Consider the following 15,555-nt stretch of genomic DNA (forward strand, 5'->3'; position numbering starts at 1 on the left):
TCCGACCGGGCGCGATCGAGGGTGCCCGGCCTTACGGGGAGCCGCTGTTGACGCACCGTCAGCTGGGGAGCGGGAGCGGTGACGGCCGTGACGACACCGGATCCAGGCCGGACGAACCCCGGCGACCGGCACCGCCAGGGGAATGCCCGGCCGTGCGCGAACGGTGGGGGCATCCAGCCGAACGCGGACCCGCCGAACGCGGACCCGCCGTGCGCGGACCCGCCGTGCGCGGACCCGCCGCTGACACACAGTCAGCAGCGGAGCGGGAGCGGTGACGGCCGTGACGACACCGGATCCAGGCCGGACGAACCCCGGCGACCGGCACCGCCAGGGGGAATGCCCGGCCGTGCGCGAACGGTGGGGGCATCCAGCCGAACGCGGACCCGCCGAACGCGGACCCGCCGTACGCGAACCCGCCGCTACGGGCCTGGGGCGGGCGCGCGGGCCCGGCGGCGGGGCGCGGGAATGCGGGTAGTCGCGCCCCATGCGGTGCCGCGCACCGGTTGCCGAGACTCCTCGCCGAGAGGTTCGCCCACGCTGACCGAGGAGTACACATGGGCAGTCCCCTGTCGCTGTGCGTCGTGGCCCTGGACCCGCTGCTGGAGGCCGGCGCCGTCAGCGCCCTGTCGGGCGCTCCGGACTTCACGCTGGTGAAGCCGGAGGAAGAGGCCGACGTGGCCGTCGTGATCCTCGACCGGGTGGATCGCCGGGAACTCGACCTGGTGGCCTCGGCCGGCGCCGGCCCGCACCGGCCGGCCCTCGTCGTGATCGCCTCCGACATGTCCCCGGGCGAGGCCGCGGACGCCATCAGTGCCGGGGCCCGGGGTCTGCTGCGCCGCCACGAGGTCGACGCCGACCGGCTGGCGCGGACCGTGCGGACCGTGGCCGGCGGCGACTGCACCGTGCCGCCCGACCTGATCGACGGCCTCCTCGACCGGGGCGCCGAGGAGGCCGACGCGTATCCCGGTGTGCGGGGGCGGGGACCCGACTGGGGTCTGGACGAGCGGGAGCGCGCGGTCCTGCGGATGGTGGCCGACGGCCGGGAGACCGATGAGATAGCGAGGGAACTCTGCTACTCCCCCCGCACGGTGACCACCGTCGTCCGCGACATCACCCAGCGGTTCCGGCTGCGCAACCGCGCCCACGCGGTGGCCTACGCCCTGCGGACGGGCCTGCTGTGAGCGGCCTCGTCCTCGAAGCGCCGCCCCGGTCCGGCCGGGCCGACGTCGTGCCGCGCGTGCATCTCGGCCCGGCGGGCGGGCCGGTCCGGGACGCGGTGGCCGCTGGACTGCGCCGGGCGGGCGTCGAGCTGACGGCCGGACGCTGCGAGGGTGCCGTCCGGGTGGCCGTAGGGCGGACGCCCGGTGCGGCGCTCGACGGCTGGCCGGCGTCCGGCGGCGGTCCGCTCGTGCTGGTCGCCGACACCTTGACCGCGGCGGGCGTGCGGCTGGCCGTGCGGGCCGGGGCGGTGGCCATCCTGCAGTCCGCGGAGGCCACCCCGGAGCGCCTGCTGACCGCCGTCCACGCGGCCCGGTACGGCGAGGGCCGGATGTCCTACGACGTCCTGGTCCGCCTCCTCGACCGGGCGGACGGCGACGCGGAACGCCGGGGCCCCGCCCCCGACTCGCCGCTGACGGCCCGGCAGAAGACGGTGCTCGCACTGGTCGCGGAGGGGCACGGCAACGCGGACATCGCCCGTGAGCTCTCCTGCTCCCAGCACACCGTGAAGAACGTCATGTACGACCTGATGACCCGCCTCCAGGTCCGCAACCGGGCCCACGCGGTGGCGTACGGCGTCCGCACCGGGCTGATCTGACCCGGTCACGGCCACGAACAGAGACATTGACGCAGCAAAAGCCGCGACGGGCGCTGCCGCTCCTTCCCTACTGCGCCGCCGTGCCCGGACGGCAAGCTCCGGACGTGCCCCGGCCACCCGGGGCGCGTGACGACCTACCCGACTTCCCTGGAGGTGAGCCGGTGGACCGCGGTGACGGCCGGACGGTGTCCTTCTCACAGCAACGGCTGTGGTTCCTCGACCAACTGCGACCCGGCACGGCGGACCATCTGCTTCCGCTGGCGCTGCGCCTGCGCGGCGGCCTCGACGCCGGGGCCCTCGCCGCCGCCCTGACCGACGTGGCCGACCGGCACGAAGTGCTGCGCACCCGGTACGTGGCCGCCGACGGTGAGCCGGTGGCACAGGTCGTCCCGCGCGTCGAGGTGCCGCTGGAGACGGTGGAGGCGCCCGCCGCCGACGCGTCCGGCGTCGCCGCGGTACTCGACCGCGCGGTGCGCCGGCCGGTCGACCTGTCCGCGGCGCCACCGCTGCGGGCCACCCTGGCGCGGCTCGGGCCGGACGATCACCTGCTCGTCGTCGTGGTGCACCACATCGCCTTCGACTTCTCCTCCTGGAACATCCTCACCCGCGAGCTGGCGGCGGCCTACCGCGCCCGGACCACCGGCGTCCCGCACGGGCTGCCGGAGCTTCCCCTCCAGTACGCCGACCTCGCGGCCCGGCAGCGCGAGCGGTCCGCGGGTCCCAGGCTCGCCCGCGGCCTCGACCACTGGCGTACGCGTCTGGCGGGCCTGCCGCCGCTGGAGCTGCCGACCGACCGGCCCCGCCCCGCCGAGTTCGACGGCGCCGCCGCCGTGGCCCGGTGCACCCTCCCGGCCGATCTGGTGGCCGAGGCCGACCGGCTGGCCCGGTCCCGCCGCGCCACCCGGTTCATGGTGCTGCTCGCCGCGTTCCAGGCCCAGCTGGGCCGCTACAGCGGGCAGAGCGACTTCGCCGTCGGCACTCCGGTCGCCGGCCGCGGGCACGCCGCCGCCAGGGACCTCATCGGCCCCTTCGTCAACACGGTCGTCCTGCGCGCCGACCTGTCCGGCCGGCCGGGCTTCGGCGCCCTGGTGGACCGCGTCCGGAACGCGTCCCTGACCGACCTGACGCACGCCGACACCCCGTTCGAACGGGTGGTCGGCGACCTGGCCCCGCCCCGCGACCTCAGCCGCAATCCGCTCTTCCAGGTCTCCTTCCTCACGCTCGACGCCCAGGCCGAGCCGCCCGACCTGCCCGGCCTGTCGGTCGAGGTGGTGCCGACACCGATCGCCGGGACGCCGTTCGACCTGGCGCTCGACGTGCTCGGCCGGCCCGACGGCAGCCTCGGGCTGCGCCTCCAGTACGCCACCGCGCTGTTCACGCCCGAGACGGCCACCCGCATCACCGAGGACTACGTCCGGCTGCTGCGCGCGCTGCTCGCCGCTCCGGACGAACCCCTCACCCACGCCACCGCGTCCCTCGAACCGCTGCCGGGCGGCGAGCGCCGCCGCCGGCTAGCGCTCGGCCTCGGCGGCACCCGCGCCGTGCCCCCGCGGACCGTCACCGACCTGTTCGAACAGCAGGCACGCCGCACCCCGCACGCCGTCGCCGTCCGCTCCACCGACGGCGAGCTGAGCTACGCCGGTCTGGACGAACGGGCCGACAAGCTGGCGTACCGGCTGCGTGGGCTCGGTGTCGGGCGGGGCTCCCGGGTGGGCGTCCTGCTGGAGCGCGGCACCGGGCTCCTCGTGGCCCTGCTCGGCGTGCTCAAGGCGGACGCCGCCTACGTCCCGCTCGATCCCCTGCACCCCGCGCGGCGCATCGGCGACCTGGTCCAGGGCACCGACGCGGCCGTGGTCGTCACCAGCGGACCGCTGGCCGACCGGGTGGCCGGCACGCGGGCGAGGACCCTGCTGCTCGACGGCGCCCCGCCGCCCGCCGGCCCGGTGCACCGGCTCGACCGGAGCACCGGCCCGCACGACCTCGCGTACGTCTTCCACACCTCCGGCTCGACCGGCACCCCCAAGGGCGTGCAGATCCCGCACAGCGCGCTCACCAACTTCCTCCACGCGATGGCGGCCCTGCTGGGGCCGCGGGCGGGGGACACCGTCCTCGGCGTCACCACCGCCTCCTTCGACCCCTCGATGCTGGAGCTGTGCCTGCCGCTGCTGACCGGCGCCCGGCTGGTGCTGGCCGACGCGGAGCAGGCCCGTGACCCCGAACGCCTGATCCGGCTGATCGACGAAACCCGCCCGGACCTGTTCCAGGCCACGCCGTCGATGCTGCGGATGCTGGTCGACGGCGGCTGGACCCCCGGCCCGGACCTCACCGTGCTGTCCGGCGGTGAGAAGCTGCACACCGACCTCGCGGCGGCGCTCGCCGCCGGCGGCGCCTCGGTGCTGGACCTGTACGGGCCGACGGAGGCCACCATCTGGACCAGTGTCGCCCGGCACGGCGCCGACGGGCGGGTACGGCAGTGGGCCGCGGTGGACAACACCACCGTCCGGGTGCTCGACGACCGGCTGGAGCCGGTGGCCGAAGACGTCACCGGGCACGTCTGCGTCGGGGGCGACGGCCTCGCCTGGGGGTACCGGGGCCGGCCCGCCCAGACCGCCGGCGTCTTCCTCCCCGACCCGCACGCCACGTCGCCGGGCGGCCGGCTGTACGCCACCGGGGACCTCGGCCGGCTCCGCCCGGACGGCTCGCTGGAGATCCTCGGGCGCAGCGACCACCAGGTCAAGATCCGCGGCCACCGCATCGAACCGGGGGAGGTCGAGGCCGCGCTGCTCGCCCTCGACGGCGTCCGCGCCGCCGTGGTGCACCCGACGCCGGACGCCGACGGCGGCCGGCAGCTCACCGCCTACCTGGTCGCGGAGGACGCCGGGAATCCTCCCACGCCCGACGCCCTGCGCGCCGAACTGCTCGACTCGCTCCCCCACCACCTGGTCCCGGCCACGTTCGTCCTGCTGGACGCCATCCCGACCGCGGTCAGTGGGAAGGTCGACCGTCACGCGCTGCCCGTGCCGGCGCCGCGGGCGGCCGGCCCCGCCGCCGCGCCCGCCACCCCGCGGGAACGGTCCGTGGCCAAGGTCTGGGAGGACGTCCTCGGCACCACCGGGATCGGCGCCCACGACGACTTCTTCCTGCTCGGCGGACACTCGCTGCTCGCCACGCGGGTGTCGGTGCGCCTGCGCGCCGCCCTGGGGGTGGACGTCCCCGTACGGGCGCTGTTCGACCACCCCACCGTCGCCGCCCTCGCCACGGCCCTGGAGGGCTACCCGCCCCTGGCGGCGGACGGCCCACTGCCCCGGCTGACCGCCCGCCCGCGCGGCGCGCGCACGACCGCCGGCCGCTGACCGAAACCGCCTCCTCCCCCAAGGACCGCCATGACCCTCGTTGCGACCACCGACACCTCCGTCTTCGACAAGATCGAGTCCGAGGTGCGGATGTACTGCCGTACCTTCCCCGTGGTGTTCGAGCGCGCCAAGGGCGCGCTGCTGCACACCGACGACGGCCGGGCCTTCATCGACTTCTTCTGCGGCGCGGGCAGCCTCAACTACGGGCACAACCACGACGCCGTCAAGGGACGCGTCCTCGACTACCTCGCCGACGACGGGCTGATGCACGGCCTGGACCTGCACACCGTCGCCAAGCGCGACTTCCTCACCCGCTTCACCGAGGTCGTGCTGCGGCCCCGCGGCCTCGACTTCAAGGTGCAGTTCACCGGCCCGACCGGGACCGACGCGGTGGAGGCCGCGCTGAAGCTGGCCCGCCGGGCGACCGGCCGCACCGGCCTCATGGCCTTCACCGGCGCGTACCACGGGATGTCGCGCGGCGCGCTGGAGGTCACCGGCAGCCGCCGCGCCCGCCGCGCGGGCGCGGTCGCCGGCGGGGACGTGACCTTCGTCCCCTTCGAGGACGGCCCGCTCGGCCCGTTCGACTCGATCGGCCTGATCGAGCGGCTGTGGGCCGACCCGTCCTCCGGAACCGAGGTGCCCGCGGCGGTCGTCGTGGAGGCGGTGCAGATGGAGGGCGGCGTCTACCCGGCGAGCCGGGAGTGGCTGCGCCGGCTGCGCGAGGTCACCGAACGGCACGGGGTGCTGCTGATCCTGGACGAGATCCAGACCGGCTGTGGCCGCACCGGCGCCTTCTTCGGCTTCGAGGATTCCGGGATCGTGCCGGACGTCGTCACGGTCTCCAAGTCCCTCAGCGGCTACGGACTGCCGCTGTCGCTCACCCTGTTCCGCCGCGAGCTGGACCTGTGGCAGCCCGGCGACCACACCGGGACGTTCCGCGGCAACCAGCTCGCCTTCGTAGCGGCCACCGCGGCGTGCGAACTGTGGCAGCAGGACGGCTTCCTGACCGGCCTGCGGCGAGGTGCGGAACGCCTCGCCCGGTTCCGGGCCGAGGCGGGCGCGCTGGACCCCGGTCTCGTACTGCGCGGCCGGGGCATGGTGCTCGGCGTCGACACCGCCCTCGCCGGCGGCGCGGAGCGGGCCGCACGCGTCCAGCGTCACGCCTTCGAGCACGGCCTGGTCGTCGAGCGCTGCGGCCGCCATGACGAGGTCCTGAAGGTGATGCCCCCGCTGACCATCGCCCCCGGCCTGCTCGACGAAGGGCTCGGCATCCTGCTCGACGCCCTGCGGGCGAACTGACGGCCGGCCACCCGAGAGGAGTCACCGATGCCCCGCCCCAACCGCCACCACCTGATCTCCGTCGACGACCTGACCGACCGGGAGCTGCGCTGGCTCGTGCACCGCGGCGCCCAGTACGCCGCCGGCGAGTGCGAAGGCGCCCGACCGCTCGCCGACGCCGTCGTCGGCGTCCTGTTCCGCAAGACGTCCACCCGCACCCGCACCGCGTTCTCGGCGGGCGCGCTCCGGCTGGGCGGGCGGCTGATCACCTATGGCCCCGGCGACCTCCAGGAGAACACCGGGGAGAGTTCCGAGGACACCGGGGACGTGCTGTCCCGCATGCTCGACGTGCTGGTGGCGCGCACCGCGGGCAGCACCGAGGAGCTGCGCGCCTACGCCGCCCAGCAGCGGATGGCCGTGGTCAACGCGATGAGCGCCGCCGAGCACCCCACCCAGGCGCTGACCGACCTGACCACGATGCTCGGCCGCTTCGGGCGGATCGAGGGGCTGCGGGTGCTGTACGCCGGCGAGGGCAACAACACCGCCTCGGCGCTCGCCCTGGCCCTCAGCCGGTTCCCCGGCACCGAGCTGCACCTGCGGACCCCGCCCGGCTACGGACTCGACCCGTCCTTCCTCGACCGGGCCGGCGTGCACGCCAAGGAGTCCGGCGCGCGGGTGGAGGAACGTCACAACATGGCCGACCTGCCCGAGGTCGACATCGTCTACACCACGCGCTGGGAGACGACCGGCACGACGAAGCCGGACCCCGACTGGCGGCGCGTCTTCGCGCCGTTCCAGGTGAACGCCGAGGTGATGGCGGCCTGCCCCGGCGCCGTCTTCATGCACGACCTGCCCGCGCACCGGGGCGACGAGGTGACCGGCGAGGTACTGGACGGCCCCGCGAGCATCGCGTTCCAGCAGGCCGAGAACAAGTACCACAGCGCCCGTGCCGTTCTGGAGTGGTGCCTCGGCGGCACTCCGGCCGTGCTGGCCTGACGACCGGCCGGCCGCCGGTCCGGCGCACTCTTCCCAGGGAGGGACCCCAGCAATGTCCGACACCGTACGCATGCCCGGCGGCGGGTGGCGCCTGTGGACGCACTTCGCGCTCCGCGGTCCCGGCTTCCCCGCCGCCGGGGTCCTCCGGCTGGCCCCGGAGGGCCTGGCCTCCGCCGCGGACAAGTTCGCCCCCGGGGAGGTGCCGGAGGGGGCGGACTGGGAGGCGTTCGAGGAGGCCTTCTCGGCGGCCGCGGTGCGCACGGCCCGCGAACTCCAGGAGATCGCCGCCTCGGCACCGTTCCGGGCGGCGGTCGCGTGGCAGAACCGTGCGGTGCTGCGCACCGGCATCAAGCCGTTCCTCGACTGGACGCCGTCCGCGGAGGGCCGCACCAGCATGCCCCGCCAGCGCGAGGAGCTGGTCGCCCACTACTGGCAGCGGTTCTGCGTCAAGAACGACACCATCGGGTTCTTCGGACCGGTCGGCTGGGGGGTCTTCGACACCTCCCGGCGCGGCGTCGAGGTGCGCCCGGGCTCCGGTCTGGTCGCCGAGTCCCGGGTCTACTTCTCAAGCTGGTCGATGGACGCCCTGGCCAAGGCGATCGACCAGGACCCGCGGGTGCGGGCGTGGACTGCGCCGCGCCCGGTGCCGTACGTCCGGGTGGTGGACGGCACGGTGCGCCTGCCCGGCCGCCCGCCGCAGGCGGCCCCCGGGCCCGCGCTCACCGTCCTGGGCCTGTGCGACGGGCGGCGGACACCCGCCGAGATCACCGCGCTGGCGGCCCGGGAACTGGGCCGGGACCTGCCGGAGCGCGAGGTGACCGAGGCCCTGGAATGGCTGGTCTCGCGCCGTCTGGTCGGCTGGCGGCTGGAGGTGCCGGCCGGTACCTACCCCGAGCGCGAGCTGCGCGCCCTGCTGGAGCGCATCGGCGACCCGGCGGTACGGGAGCCCGCCCTGGCCAAGCTGGCCGTGCTGGAGGCCGGCCGCGACCGGGTCGAGCGGGCCGGCGCCGACGCCGAGGAGCTGATCGCCGCGCTCGCCGCCCTGGAGGCGGACTTCGCCGAGATCACCAAGGCCTGCGCGGTCCGCGAGAAGGGGGCCCGCACCGCGCCGAACCGCGCGCTGGTGTACTCCGACTGCCGCCGCTCCGCCACGGCCACGGTGGGCACCGCCGTCCTGGAACGGCTCGCCCCGCTGGAACTGTGCCTGACCGCGGCCCGCTGGATGACCGACCGGTACGCCGAGGCCGTCAGCGCGCGCATCCGCCAGGCCTACCTCGCGCTGCGGGAGCGGCACGGACAGGTCGACCTCGGCTCGCTCTGGTTCGCCTGCCTGCCCGCCCCGCACCCGGAGTCCATCACCGACATCGAGCGCATCCAGGCGGAACTGCGCGAGCGCTGGGGACGGATCATCGACGCCCCGGCCGGCGCCCGGCGGGTCCGCCTGTCCAGCGCCGCCATCGCCGACCGGGTCCGCGAGGCGTTCCCGGGAGGCGGGCGGGGCTGGTCGCTCAGCAGGTACGTCAGCCCCGACCTGATGATCGTCGCCGATGACCCGGGCGCCGTCGAACGCGGCGACTTCCAGCTCGTCATCGGCGAACTGCACGTGGCCATGAACACCATCGGCCAGTCGCTCTTCGTCCACCAGCACCCCGACCGGGCGCAGTTGGTCGAGGAGACCACCCGTGACTTCCCCGGCCCGCGGCTGCTGCCCATGCTGCCCAAGGAGCTGCCGCTGAAGTGGTCCGCCCGCAGCCGGCAGTCCCTGGACCGCCCGGAGGACCACTACGTCGCGCTGGCCGACCACAGCGCCGACCCGCACCGCCCCCGTACCGTCCGCTCCGGCGACGTACGGGTGGAGGAGCGCGACGGCCGGCTGGCGGCCGTGCTGCCCGACGGTTCGGTCTTCGACCTGCTCGACGTGTTCTGCCACGCGCTCAGCAACCGCGTGATGGACCGTTTCACCCTGCGGCAGGACGGCGACCACTCGCCCCGGATCACCATCGACTCCACCGTCGTCGCCCGGGAGAGCTGGCGGTTCGCCGGGTCCGCGCTGGCCTTCGCCGACGACAAGAGCGAGGCCCGGCGCTTCGTCCGGGCCCGGCAGTGGCGCGACGCCCACGAACTGCCCCGCTTCGTCTTCGTCGTCTCCCCCACCGAACCCCGGCCCTTCTTCGTCGACTTCGACAGCCCCGTCTACGTCAACATCCTCGCCAAGGCCGCCCGCCGGCTCGCCCGCAAGGACCCCGACGCCCGCCTCACCGTCACCGAGATGCTCCCCACCCCCGAACAGACCTGGCTCACCGACGACCAAGGCCGGCGCTACACCTCCGAACTCCGCCTCGTCGCCGTCGACCGGAGCGCCGCCCCCGGGGAGCCGGCATGACCGCACCCGCACGGACGACCTTCGTCGACGACATCCGCGCGCACGCCGACCGCGCGCCGCGCTCCGCCGCCCTGCTGACCGCCGACGGTCCGACCGGCTACGGCGAACTCGCCGCCCGGATCGACCGGCTCGCCGCCCGTCTCGTCGCCCACGGTGTGGGTCCGGAGCGGGTCTGCGCGGTGGCCCTGCCGCCCGGCGCCGACGCCGTGGTCGCGACCGCCGCGGTCGTACGGGCCGGCGGGGCGTTCCTCACCCTGGACACCGGTCTGCCCGACGGGCGGCTCGCCGCGCTGGCCGCCGGCGCCGGCGTGGCCCGCCTGATCACCCGCGCGGCCCTCGCCGACCGCCTGGGACCGCTGGTCGACGCGCCCTCGCTCCTGGTCGACCGGCTCCCCGCGGACGACCCGCCGCCGGCCGTCTTCGCAGCCCCCCCTCCGCGCTCGCTCGCCTACGTCAGCCACACCTCGGGCTCGACCGGCGCCCCCAACCCCGTCCTGATCGAGCACGGCGGTCTCGACACGTATCTGCGCGCCGTCGTCCGCGACAACGCCCTCGGCCCGGGCACCGTCACCCTCCAGCTCGGCCCGCCCGGCTACGACGCCTCGATCCGGGACACCTTCGCACCGCTCGCCGCCGGCGGGTGCGTCGTCCTGGTCGAACGCTCCAGTCTGCTGCGGGCGGAGTCCTTCGCCGACACCGTCGCCGAGTACGGCGTCGACACCCTCCTGAGCACCACCCCGTCCTTCCTCGGTTTCCTCGCCCAGTCCCCGACGGCGGCCGAGCGGCTGCGCTCCCTGCGCCTGGTCTGCTCCAGCGGGGAGTCGCTGCGTCCCTTCCTCGCGGCCGGGGGCCGTGCCCTGGTAGGCGGCCGGCTGGTCAACCAGTACGGGCCCAGCGAGTGCACCATGACCTCCACCCGCCACGAGGTGCCGGCCGACCCCGACACCTCCGTGGACACCGTCGGGACCCCGGTCGACGGCACCGTCGTGCGACTGCTCGACCCGGAGGGCCACGAGGTCCCGGACGGGCGGACCGGCGAAGTGCACATCGGCGGCGCGGGTGTGGCGCGCGGCTACGGCGGACGGCCCGCGCTGACGGCGGACCGGTTCCCGCCCGATCCGTACGGGCCGCCCGGCGCGCGGCTGTACCGCACCGGCGACCTCGCCCGGCGCGGCCCCGGCGGCACCCTCGAATACCTCGGGCGGGCCGACCGCCAGATCAAGATCCGCGGCCACCGCGTGGACCCGGCCGAGATCGAGGGCGCCCTGCTCGCCCACCCCGATGTCACGGGCGCCGTTGTGACCGCCGAGACCGACGACCGGGGCCGGACCTGGCTCGGCGCCCATGTCACCGGCCCGCTGGAGGGCATCACCGACGCCCAGCTGCGCGCACACCTGGCCCGCACGCTGCCGCCGCACATGATGCCCCGGCGGTTCACCCGGCTGGAGCGCCTGCCCGTCACCCACAGCGGCAAGGCGGACCGGCGGGCGCTGCGCGCCTCCGTACCGGAGCCCGTGTCATGAGGGCCGCGGACACCGGCGTCGCACCGGCCGCGGTCCAGGCAGCGGCCGACCGGATCGCCCCCCATGTGCGGCGTACTCCCCTGCTGCGCCACGACGTGCTGCCCGGGCTGCTGGTCAAGGGCGAACACCTCCAGCGCAGCGGGTCGTTCAAGCTCCGCGGCGCGGCCAACGCGCTGCTCGCGCTCGGCACCGACGAGGTGGTCGCCGGCTCCTCCGGCAACCACGGCATCGCGGTGGCCACCCTCGGCCGCGCGCTCGGCGTCCGGGTCACGGTGGTGATGGCGTCCGGCGCGGCGGAGGCGAAGGAAGCGGCCGTCCGGGCACTGGGCGGGCGGGTCGTCCGGGTGGCCGGCGGGGTGGCCGACCGCGACCGCCACGCCAGGGACCTCGCCGGCCGCACCGGGGCGGCGCTGGTGCCCTCCTCCGATCACGAACTCGTAGTGGCCGGACAGGGCACCGTCGGCCTGGAGCTGTTGGAGGACGCCCCCGACCTGGACGCGATCGTCGTCCCGGTGGGCGGCGGCGGCCTGCTGGCCGGTGTCTGCCTCGCCGCCGCCCATCTGGGCAGCGGGGTCCGGATCATCGGCGTGGAGCCCGAGGGGGCCCGGCGCTACGCCCTCTCCCTCGCCGCGGGCCGCCCGGTGGAGGTGCCGCCCAGCGACTCGGTGGCGGACGGACTGCGGGGCCAGCGGCCCGGCGAGGTGGTCCTGCCGATCGTCCGGCACCGGGTCGACGAGCTGACCGCTGTCGGCGACCGGGCCGTGCTGCGCGCGATGTCCCTGTTGCACCGCGCCGGCATCCCGGCGGAGCCGAGCGGCGCCGCCGCCCTGGCCGGCGCGCTGCGGCTGGGGCTGTCCGGCCGTGTCGCCGTCGTCGTCTCCGGCGGCAACAGCGCAGCCGCCCTTGCCACGGCCCGGTCCGCGCCCGCCACCGGCCGCTGACCGGCCGCGCCGCACCGTGCCGCTCCCCTCCCCTCCCTTGTCCACATCCCTACCCCTACGAAGAAGGACGGGCCATGAACCCCATCGACACCGCCGAACTCACCGGGCTGATCACCGGCTACTACCGGGAGACGCTCGGCGACGACACCCTGGACGCCGCGAGCGACTTCTTCGAGGCGGGCGGCGACTCGCTCGCCGCCTTCCAGATCGTCCACCGGCTCCAGGAGCTGCTGGACGCCGAGATCGCCGTCGCCCTGGTCTTCACCTATCCGTCCCCGGCCGAGCTGGCGGAGGTCGTCGCCGACGACCTGTCCCTCGCTCCCGCGTCGGCCTAGGGGGCCGGGATGCACGACGGATCCGTCTCCCTGAGCGGCCGCTGGCGGCTGTGGGACCAGGTCGCGGTGCGCGGCGCGGGGTTCCCGGCGGACGGGGTGCTCCGGCTCGCCCCGGCGGGCCTGGCCGCGGCAGCGGACAAGTTCGGGCCGCGGGACGCCCTGTCCGGGGCGGCCTGGGATGCCTTCGAGACAGAGTTCACGCAGGCTGCCGTGCGCGCGGCCGGGACCGCGCAGGAGATCGCCGCCGCCGGACCGTTCCGGGCGGCGGTCGCCTGGCAGAACCGGGGGGTGCTCGACTCGGCGATCCGGCCGTTCCTCAACTGGTCACCGCGGACGGCGGGCCGCACCTTCAAGCAGCGTCAGCGCGAGGAGCTGGTCGCCCACTACTGGCAGCGGTTCTGCGTCAAGAACGACACCATCGGCTTCTTCGGTCCCGTCGGCTGGGGCGTCTTCGACACCGACCGGCCGGGCGTGGCCGTCGAGCCGGGCGCCGGGCTGACCGCCTCCTCGGAGGTGTTCTGGTCCAGCTGGTCGGTCGACGCCCTGGCCCGTGAGATCGAGGCCGACCCGGCGGTGCGGCCCTGGGCGGCGCCCCGCCGGGTGCCGTTCGTACGGCTGGAGGAGGACGCCGTACGGCTCCCCGCCAGACCGCCGCGACCGGTGCCGCCGCAGACGCTCCGGCTGCTGCGCCTGTGTGACGGCACCCGTTCCGTCCCGGCCCTCCAGCGGGAGATCGGCCCGGGAACGGACGTGCCCGCCCTGCTGGAGGAGCTGGTCCGGCTGCGCTGGGTCACCTGGCGGCTGGACGTGCCCGCCGACATCCGGCCCGACCGGCGGCTGCGCGCCTGCCTGGAGCGGATCGGCGAGCCCGCGCCGCGCGCCGCCGCCCTCGCCCGAATGGACGAACTGGAGACCGCGGTCGCCGGTGTCCGGGCGGCCGCCGGGGACCCCGAGCGGCTGGTCGCGGCGCTCACCGCCGTCGAGGAGACGTTCCGACGCGTGACGGAGTCGGCCGCCAAACGCGAGAAGAGCACCACGACGGCGCCCGGCCGCGCCGTCGTCTACTCGGACAGCCGCCGTGCCGCCCGGGTGACGCTCGGCAGCCGGGTGCTGGACGCGCTCGCCCCGCTCGACCTGCTGATGTCCTCGGCCTCCTGGCTCTGCTCGGCCCTGGCCGCCCGTGTGACGGAGCGCGTCACGGAGGTGTACGAGCGGTTGCGCGCCGACGCCGGGCCCGGGCGCGCGGTGGACCTCGCCGCCTTCTGGTTCGCCTGCATGCCGGTCCTGCACGGGGCCGCGGCGGCCGAGGCCGCCGGCCTCCAGGCGGAGTTCGAGCGTCGCTGGCAGCGGATCCTCCCGGCCCCGCCGGGGGTGCGCCGGGTCACGGTCGCCGCCGCGGACATCGCCGGCCGGGTGGCGGAGGTCTTCGGGCCCGCCACCGCGCCGGGCTGGACCGCGGCGCGGTACATCAGCCCGGACGTGATGATCGCCGCGGAGGACGCCGCCGCCGTCGAGCGCGGCGAGTTCGGCCTGACCCTCGGCGAACTCCACCTGGCCTCCAACACGATGGGGAACGAGCTGTTCGTCAATCAGCATCCCGACCCGCGCGAGCTGTTCGACCGCACCGACCGGGACCACCCGGAGCCCCGGCTGATGCCACTGCTGCCGAAGGAGCACAGGTCCCGGCTCTCCGCCCGCATCCGGCACGCGCTGGTACGGCCGCGGGACTACCAGGTCGCCCTGCTCGACGACACGGCGGACCCGTTCCGCGAGCGCACCGTGCCGAGCGCCGACGCGGTGGTGGAGCACCGCGAGGGCCGGCTGTGCGTGGTGCTGCCCGACGGCGCGGTGTTCCCGGTCGTGGAGGTGTTCGCCCATGTGCTGACCACGCTGGTGACGGACCGGTTCCGGCTGCTGCCGGAGGCCGACCACTGCCCCCGGGTCACCATCGACCGGATGACGGTGGCCCGGGAGAGCTGGCGGTTCGCCGGGTCCGCGCTGGCCTTCGCCGACGACAAGAGCGAGGCCCGGCGCTTCGTCCGGGCCCGGCAGTGGCGCGACGCCCACGAACTGCCCCGCTTCGTCTTCGTCGTCTCCCCCACCGAACCCCGGCCCTTCTTCGTCGACTTCGACAGCCCCGTCTACGTCAACATCCTCGCCAAGGCCGCCCGCCGGCTCGCCCGCAAGGACCCCGACGCCCGCCTCACCGTCACCGAGATGCTCCCCACCCCCGAACAGACCTGGCTCACCGACGACCAAGGCCGGCGCTACACCTCCGAACTCCGCCTCGTCGCCGTGACGGACTGAACCCTCGGCGCACCCGCGCGCCGCCCCGTACGAGACGGCGGCGCCGGACCGTTCCTGACGCCTGAACAAGGCCGCACCGGGCCGGGCCCCTCTCCAGGAGCCCGGCCCGGTCGCGTGCGGCGCCGAACGGCCGGGGGTCCGGGGGCGCCCGTCCGGACGGCACCGGGATGCGGTAGCCGCACCGTTCCACACGGTCGTGAGCAGGGCCTGAACCCCCTCCGGCCCGGCCATGAGGAGGCGCGCCGCGCGTCACACCGGCCCGGCACTCGCCTTACTCGCGGCCACCGGGCTGCCACAAGGTCGTACAGCTGTCCACCCTGCCCGACTTCACGGATGTCCCGTCCGCGTCCACAACGTCCCGGTGGGATCAGGCGCAGCTCCGCCGGCGGACGACCCTCCGGGCCTGCGGGACCGCGGCCGGATCGCCCGCGATCCGCCGGTGGGCGGTGTCGTCCGGGCCCTTCCCCCCCGGGGGCCGGCGGCGCAGGTGCCCGGGCCGCGCGGCGTCCTCGTCCAGGACCGCTCGGCCCGGTGGGGTGATGAGCACGGCGCGCGCCCCGGGGCCGGCGGCCGGCGCGGCCGACGACGGGAGGGCGGGGGCGCCCACGGCGCCCCCGCCCTCC

At 75.6% G+C, this 15,555-nt stretch carries 11 protein-coding genes; 10 read left to right on the forward strand and 1 reads right to left on the reverse strand.

Features of this window, described 5'->3' with window-relative positions; all coding sequences use genetic code 11:
• The first annotated feature begins 554 nt into the window (after positions 1-554).
• From ACH4LD_RS32970 to ACH4LD_RS33015, 10 genes are all read left to right on the forward strand, one after another.
• The gene (locus ACH4LD_RS32970; protein ID WP_398057889.1) at positions 555-1,181 is read left to right on the forward strand and encodes a LuxR C-terminal-related transcriptional regulator; all 627 of its coding nucleotides are present in this window, start codon (positions 555-557) and stop codon (positions 1,179-1,181) included.
• Positions 1,178-1,816, forward strand: a complete 639-nt coding sequence (locus ACH4LD_RS32975) for a LuxR C-terminal-related transcriptional regulator (RefSeq protein ID WP_398057888.1) — start codon at positions 1,178-1,180, stop codon at positions 1,814-1,816. The genes ACH4LD_RS32970 and ACH4LD_RS32975 overlap by 4 nt, the downstream gene beginning before the upstream one ends.
• Positions 1,817-1,977: 161 nt before the next feature.
• Positions 1,978-5,169 (forward strand): amino acid adenylation domain-containing protein, encoded by a 3,192-nt coding sequence (locus tag ACH4LD_RS32980; RefSeq protein WP_398057887.1) that lies wholly within the window; start codon positions 1,978-1,980, stop codon positions 5,167-5,169.
• A 30-nt stretch (positions 5,170-5,199) separates the two neighbouring features.
• Positions 5,200-6,468, forward strand: a complete 1,269-nt coding sequence (locus ACH4LD_RS32985) for a diaminobutyrate--2-oxoglutarate transaminase (protein ID WP_398057886.1) — start codon at positions 5,200-5,202, stop codon at positions 6,466-6,468.
• A 27-nt stretch (positions 6,469-6,495) separates the two neighbouring features.
• Positions 6,496-7,443 carry an ornithine carbamoyltransferase gene (locus ACH4LD_RS32990; protein ID WP_398057885.1) on the forward strand — a complete coding sequence of 316 codons (948 nt, stop codon included), beginning with the start codon at positions 6,496-6,498 and terminating at the stop codon, positions 7,441-7,443.
• Between the two features lie 52 nt (positions 7,444-7,495).
• A complete protein-coding gene (locus tag ACH4LD_RS32995) occupies positions 7,496-9,826 on the forward strand; it encodes a lantibiotic dehydratase (protein WP_398057884.1) in 2,331 nt (776 codons plus the stop codon).
• Positions 9,823-11,349: an amino acid adenylation domain-containing protein gene (locus ACH4LD_RS33000; RefSeq protein ID WP_398057883.1), complete on the forward strand. Its 1,527-nt coding sequence runs from the start codon at positions 9,823-9,825 to the stop codon at positions 11,347-11,349. Before ACH4LD_RS32995 ends, ACH4LD_RS33000 begins: the two co-directional genes overlap by 4 nt.
• Positions 11,346-12,290 carry a threonine/serine dehydratase gene (locus ACH4LD_RS33005; protein WP_398057882.1) on the forward strand — a complete coding sequence of 315 codons (945 nt, stop codon included), beginning with the start codon at positions 11,346-11,348 and terminating at the stop codon, positions 12,288-12,290. The genes ACH4LD_RS33000 and ACH4LD_RS33005 overlap by 4 nt, the downstream gene beginning before the upstream one ends.
• Positions 12,291-12,364: 74 nt before the next feature.
• On the forward strand, positions 12,365-12,625 hold the full coding sequence (locus ACH4LD_RS33010; protein ID WP_398057881.1) for an acyl carrier protein: 261 nt from the start codon (positions 12,365-12,367) through the stop codon (positions 12,623-12,625).
• A gap of 9 nt (positions 12,626-12,634) precedes the next feature.
• Entirely contained in the window at positions 12,635-14,932 is a 2,298-nt protein-coding gene (locus ACH4LD_RS33015; RefSeq protein WP_398057879.1) for a lantibiotic dehydratase, read from the forward strand.
• Between the two features lie 367 nt (positions 14,933-15,299).
• Here ACH4LD_RS33015 and ACH4LD_RS33020 read toward each other — a convergent pair whose 3' ends face one another.
• The gene (locus ACH4LD_RS33020; RefSeq protein ID WP_398057878.1) at positions 15,300-15,539 is read right to left on the reverse strand and encodes a hypothetical protein; all 240 of its coding nucleotides are present in this window, start codon (positions 15,537-15,539) and stop codon (positions 15,300-15,302) included.
• Between the last annotated feature and the right edge of the window lie 16 nt (positions 15,540-15,555).

Origin of the sequence: Streptomyces sp. NPDC017676 (genome assembly GCF_044329325.1) — a bacterium.
GTDB lineage: Bacteria > Actinomycetota > Actinomycetes > Streptomycetales > Streptomycetaceae > Streptomyces.